This is a genomic window from Oscillibacter sp., assembly GCF_032060045.1.
In the GTDB taxonomy this organism is placed as follows: Bacteria; Bacillota; Clostridia; order Oscillospirales; family Oscillospiraceae; genus Oscillibacter.
The window spans coordinates 58567-64114 of sequence record NZ_DAMBZJ010000014.1 but is presented as its reverse complement, the minus strand read 5'-3'; the positions used below and the strand labels follow the sequence as shown (position 1 = coordinate 64114).

5 protein-coding genes are annotated in these 5548 nt (G+C 42.1%); 1 reads left to right on the top strand and 4 read right to left on the bottom strand.

Features of this window, described 5'->3' with window-relative positions; all coding sequences use genetic code 11:
• Nucleotides 1–200 precede the first annotated feature (200 nt).
• The 4 genes from RT018_RS07635 to RT018_RS07620 all read right to left on the bottom strand — a co-directional run bounded on the left by RT018_RS07635 (nt 201) and on the right by RT018_RS07620 (nt 4911).
• Nucleotides 201–1394, bottom strand: coding sequence for an MFS transporter (locus tag RT018_RS07635; RefSeq protein WP_312940736.1), 1194 nt, complete (start codon nt 1392–1394; stop codon nt 201–203).
• Between the two features lie 288 nt (nt 1395–1682).
• Entirely contained in the window at nt 1683–2564 is an 882-nt protein-coding gene (locus RT018_RS07630) for a LysR family transcriptional regulator (protein ID WP_312940734.1), read from the bottom strand.
• A gap of 563 nt (nt 2565–3127) precedes the next feature.
• Nucleotides 3128–3574, bottom strand: coding sequence for a staygreen family protein (locus tag RT018_RS07625; RefSeq protein ID WP_312940732.1), 447 nt, complete (start codon nt 3572–3574; stop codon nt 3128–3130).
• Between the two features lie 428 nt (nt 3575–4002).
• Nucleotides 4003–4911 carry a metallophosphoesterase gene (locus tag RT018_RS07620; RefSeq protein WP_312940730.1) on the bottom strand — a complete coding sequence of 303 codons (909 nt, stop codon included), beginning with the start codon at nt 4909–4911 and terminating at the stop codon, nt 4003–4005.
• 245 nt (nt 4912–5156) lie between these two features.
• Between RT018_RS07620 and RT018_RS07615 the strand changes: the two genes are divergently transcribed.
• Entirely contained in the window at nt 5157–5501 is a 345-nt protein-coding gene (locus RT018_RS07615) for a hypothetical protein (RefSeq protein WP_312940728.1), read from the top strand.
• Nucleotides 5502–5548 lie beyond the last annotated feature (47 nt).

The window sequence follows — 5548 nt, the reverse complement described above, 5'->3', positions numbered from 1 at the left end:
GACGCCGGTCTCCTTTAAATGCTGTAGGCGGCTGAGAATTGCCGCAGACTCACCCGTGGCTTGAGCCGAAAACATATAATCCCCATCTCGAATAAGCTCTAATGCCTGATCGGCAGTCATTCGTTTTTCAAGATACTGTTCTTCAAAAGATTTCATAAAAATGCTCCTTTACGCACAAATACAAGATAGAAGTAGAGAAATTATTTCTTATGTCCGGTTTCGGGTAGCAAAAAAGACCCAAGAAAAAGCGTAACGCTTGCCACCAAAGCCAGATTAAGACCGGTAGCGTAGCCCGCTCTATCAATGATAAAGCCGATCAGAAAATAGATCACCGTCTCAATGATGTAGGACAGCGCCCAGAACAGGCCCATAATCGTAGTGAGGCGAGCAGGCGTCATATCAGGCAGTTCCTGCGGAATCATCATCAAAGAGGTGACCGGCAGAAACATGGATACGCCGATGAGCAGAGCTGAAGCACTGGCAATAACGCCATTGCTGGTATTAAACATCAAAATACCAGAGCCTGTCATAACCAGTCCAGCCAGCCGGATTACGGGCTTGCGAAAAAAGTAAACTTTAGAAAGAGCAATTGCCAGTAAGCTTCCAATAATACCGCCCACTGCCACTAAAGTGCTCAGTGTCTTGGCACTGATGGCGGTTGCCCCTGAAATGGGGAAAATATTCAGAAGCACAATGTAGAAAGTGAGCAGACCGGAATAAGTGAATGGAAGTAACCAGTTGATTTTTTCTTTGAGAGCCTGTCGAACTGTATAGGGTGCCTGTGTCGCACCAGAACTGCGATTCAGTTCGAAGTCTTGCCCGATAAAAGGCCACAGGACAAAAAGAAGGGCGCTGATGGCGGCAAAGAAAGCCATACTATATTGCCAAGTGTTCAGCCAGACAATAACCGGACCTACTACAATCATTGCCAAAATACCGCCGAAATTGTAGGCTACACCATTTAAGGCATTGATGGTAGGCCGCTTCTCAGGTGTAAAGTAATGAATAACCACCGGGCTGAAATAAACCACATAGAGAGCGCCACCAAAACCCATAATGAATCGCCCCAGAATAAACAGCCAATATTGCGGTGCCAAAATTGCAAGTAGGCTGCCCAATACAATCAATCCGGAACCCAAACCAATGGCTTTTTTCGGCAGGAGCTTATTTAAAATTCCGGCGGCGAGAAAGTTGCCGATGATTTTAGCAAGTGTGATGGCGTTCGAGATAAAGGTTGCGGAAGCAAAACTTTTAAGCTGAAAATAATCCATAATCTGTTTGGTTAGGGTACTTCCAGCGATCCAGTTGACGGCAAAAAATGCATAGGTAAAAAACATTATAAATTCGATAAGCCCCGCTCGAGTAGAGGATATCTTGCCTGTCTGGTTGCTCATCTTTTCAGATCCTTTCTTTTGCGGAATGCAGAAGTGTGATCAGCACGGTTCCGTTCCGCGTTCACGGTGCTTTGCAACGGCCATTGCCTTGGTGATTCAATGGTAACATTGATTTTCTTAAAAGGGAAATATCGGTTTTTCATGAAGGGATGAAACGGATTCACACAGAAAAATCAAATTACTTCAGGTTTTTTGTGCATTTTGCTTGATTGCGTATTTGATAAAAAACGTAAGCACAATAGATGAACGGGGGGCCGTCCGCAGATGGCCCCCCGCTTTTAGTATAATTTAAAGTTTTTTCCCACAGATATTCAAAAAGTGCTGCATTGGTCTGGTAACAAACTTATCCTTACGATAGATCAGTGTAAGTGCCCATGGAAAAGCAGGTTCTTTCAAATGAATCTGATGTACCCGGTTATTATAACACTTATCAATAATAGGCTTTGGCAGGATACTTACTCCCTGACCATCGGACACCATTTCCAGCAACAGATCCCATTGTGTGCTTTCGAATGCAACGCGCGGCTTTATTCCTGCTCTATGAAAATACTCCTGTACCACGTCATGAAACATGTACTTGGAAGAGACCAGCAAAAACGATTCTTCTGCCAGTTTGTCGATCCGGATACTCTTTACGTCAGAAAGAGGGTGTTGTTTAGAAACTACCAACACTGCTTCTGAAGAATAAACTCGATGGCTCAAATATTTATCATCTAAAAACGGTTCAATCATCACGCCAAGATCCAGTTCACCGACATCCATCTTCTCTTTAATTTGCTTTGAGGTGAGTGCATCCGTAATTTTCAATTCGATACCGGGCCAGCACTCTCGAAATTTATAAATTTGAGAGAAAAAATAGATTGTGCCTGCCGACGGCGGTAACCCAAGGCTTAAACTGCCGCAATCGCTGTGCAGACGCTGGTAGAGTTCTTGTGTCTGTGCCTGATTGTATTGAAGAATACGCTGTGCATACTCATAAAACAGTTGACCCTCAGCCGTCAGCTGAAACTCTTTTGCTGAGCGGTGGATGAGCTCCGTCTCAAATTCCTTTTCCAGAGCGCGCACTGACTTGCTCAGTGCTGACTGACTGACAAACAGTTCTTCGGCTGCTTTGGTAAAACCGCCTTGCTGAACCACGGCTATATAGTAATTCAACTGAACCAGTTTCATAGTAAAATGCTCCTTTTCCAATGCTTACTACTTTTTCCGGCCAATGCACAAAGCCCGAGATTCCGCCCGTGCGTATAAAATGCTGTAGCAGATGTTCAAATACAGCATACACTTTTTGAACGAACAGGGACAATACTTCAGCAAAAAGGGTATAAAAGAAGTTTGCTATTACCGGTTGCAACCAACTGCGGGTTAAATTATACAAAATAATGCAAGTACTGTCAATTCGTTTTGTGGAAGTGGAATATATACGGGCACCGTGTCAAGCTTCAATGCACTTAACACGAATAAACCAGATGCCATATAGCATCCGGCTTGCTAATTGAGGGTTGCATGAAATGAAAAAGCGGCGTGGTTTGCTTTGCATCTATAGTCGCCAGTGGCATGTAATAAAAAATAGCAGCCTGATTCTCATCAGCGCTTCGTGGTCTTGCGCCTCTTTTTTGTTTCCAAGGTCTTTCTTAAGAAGCTATAATAAGTTAGCGTCAAATGGCAAGATTCCATCTCACATACTGCTAAAGGAAACCATCAACCATGCAAAATAAATATGCAGGAGATGTGTTTTATTTATAATAGCCTATCTCACCAAAAGTGTAAGTCTTGTCATATGAAGGATCGCTCGAAATAAAGTGAATAAGTACCGATGCACGATCAATCGCCGGATTGTTATCAAACAAAAAGCGGTCCGCATGGCGTAAAGCTTGCAAAGCGATAGGCATTTCGGTAAGGAAAATCCTGTTTCTATTATTGGGATTCCCCTGCACGTCCTCACCATCCACAATCACCGAGCCGATTAAAGCCAGACCACGATCAGTTTGTTCCCAACCAATTTTTACATCATCATGCATTCTAGTAACTTGATCCTCGGCAAAACTTGAAGCAATAAACACAAAAAGATCCGCTGTTGCATCAGAATGGGTAACCGTGTATTTTCTCCCAACAACCGGTTCGTAAGGGTTTATGATATCGCGATATTGTGCAAAAACTTTTTCTGGATTGAGTTGTCGCATATGATCACCCTCTGAAATAGAGTTTTTAGTAGTATATTCAGTGTGTGACAAGATTGTTCTTATAATAAAAACTGTAAAAGTAGTTGTGTAAGTTCGTGAAAGGCAGAGTATAGCATGGGTTTGATATACTACCAAACCCGCAACAAACGATCTTATGCGAAGATGTTGTAAACTTCGAAGTTAGTTTGATACAGCACAAGCCCAAGGGATACCCCTTGGGCTTGTGGACAGAACGGGACACTACGAATCGCAGATTAAATGCCTAATGCGAAGTTTACCTGGTAGATAATAACGCTGAATCAACAAGTTCACAAAACGGGATGCCAGCAATTATATGGTGCAAGCAAATGGTAATAAATGATGCCATTTATTTCGCATTCATTTTACAAAAACAGAGCATTGGAAACGCAAGGGTGCCAACTCTCTCTTTACACAATCTGTCCGTTATTAAAATCATATTCTTCAATGGGGACGGGACCTCTGACGATATTCCGTTTAATTCTGAGATTACCGTCCGGGTCTGCCTGAATTCTCCAACTCACCAGTATGATTTCGCCACCCGCTATTTCAATTCCCGTGATTCCCTTTGTGTGAATACAGCAACCTGTGTTAAAATATGGGAGTTCATTCTTCTCTGAAAATTTTGGCCGGTGCGTGTGTCCGCAGATAATCATTTTATGATGCTCTGCAATCCACTTCTTGTACTTAATTTCAATTTTTGACCGTTTGTAAAGTTTTTTTGCTGGGCTGGCTGGATTTTGAAAGCCAATTACATGCATAAATCTCCAAAAATATCGCATTAATGCCATGGAGACCATCCAGAACTGATCATTCATGAAATCGCCTTGGTGCCCGTGTATAATTAGTATTTCCCGCCCTGTATCCTTGCTCTTTAATACCAGCGCCTCGTATGGAACTAAGCCTTTTAAAAACTCCTGCGTATCTTGACGGAATTCATCATAATAGCTATAGTAATTTTTCTCAACAAAAGATTTTGAACGCAGATAGATGTTGTGATTACCGTAGAGCAAAACCAATCTGCCTGCATCATAATAATTCTTGATTGACTTAAATATGTCGGAGTGGGCCAGACGTATGGTTTTAAAGTCGGAATACTCCCACAATTCATCTCCGTCTCCTGCCTCAACGTATCGATATCCATTCTCATAGTAGTATTCAAGGGCGTGCAGCAGGACACTTTGGTTTCTGGTAAATTCATCGGAAGCACTATCGTCACCCCGATGAGAATCACTGAAAACTATATACTTAGACGATGCATCAAAGTATTCAACTTTAGCGTTTCGGTATGCAGATGTTAGTCTTTTATCTGTGAACATAGTTACTCCACAATTTTATATGATATAGATTTGGGAAACGGATTGGGGCCTGCTTGGAAATAAAAGTTGCATTAGGTTATTGAAACTGATTACACGGGTATACATAGATACGAAATCACGCGTTGCAGCCAAAGCATTCCAAAGTATGGGTAACCGTGGCCGTCCATAATAAACCCTAGTATTCTCAAAACATTTCGTTATCAGTCATTTTAAACGATGTATCATGGTATATACGGATATGTCTAATGACCAAAATGTTTGGTAACCCTATTCCGTTTAACCAACTAATCGACAGCAATGGCACTTATATTAATTTTAATGCTGGTACAGGAGAGCTCGTATTGCAACAACCGGGGAACTATTACGTCAACTGGCGTGCAGCAGTAGGCGGTTCCGCTGTGGCGATTATATTTTCACTTGCTTTACAGGTGAACGGGGTAGTTAGCAGTGGGCAAATATCCGGTTCAGATTTTCTTACCATCACAACCACGCAGGCTGTCATGACACTCAACAACGTGACAGGCAACGAAATTATCCTTTTCGGAATTCTTGCAACCGCAAACCTAAGCATTATTTATCTTAAAGTGTAATTTGAAATCATTTTATTAGTTTGGCATTTCTAGGGGCTTCTGTTCTT

Excerpts from the sequence above, each read along its gene's own strand:
- RT018_RS07625 (WP_312940732.1), bottom strand. The coding sequence starts at position 3,574 with ATGCGACAACTCAATCCAGAAAAAGTTTTTGCACAATATCGCGATATC.
- RT018_RS07630 (WP_312940734.1), bottom strand. The coding sequence starts at position 2,564 with ATGAAACTGGTTCAGTTGAATTACTATATAGCCGTGGTTCAGCAAGGC.
- RT018_RS07635 (WP_312940736.1), bottom strand. The coding sequence starts at position 1,394 with ATGAGCAACCAGACAGGCAAGATATCCTCTACTCGAGCGGGGCTTATC.
- RT018_RS07615 (WP_312940728.1), top strand. The coding sequence starts at position 5,157 with ATGACCAAAATGTTTGGTAACCCTATTCCGTTTAACCAACTAATCGAC.
- RT018_RS07620 (WP_312940730.1), bottom strand. The coding sequence starts at position 4,911 with ATGTTCACAGATAAAAGACTAACATCTGCATACCGAAACGCTAAAGTT.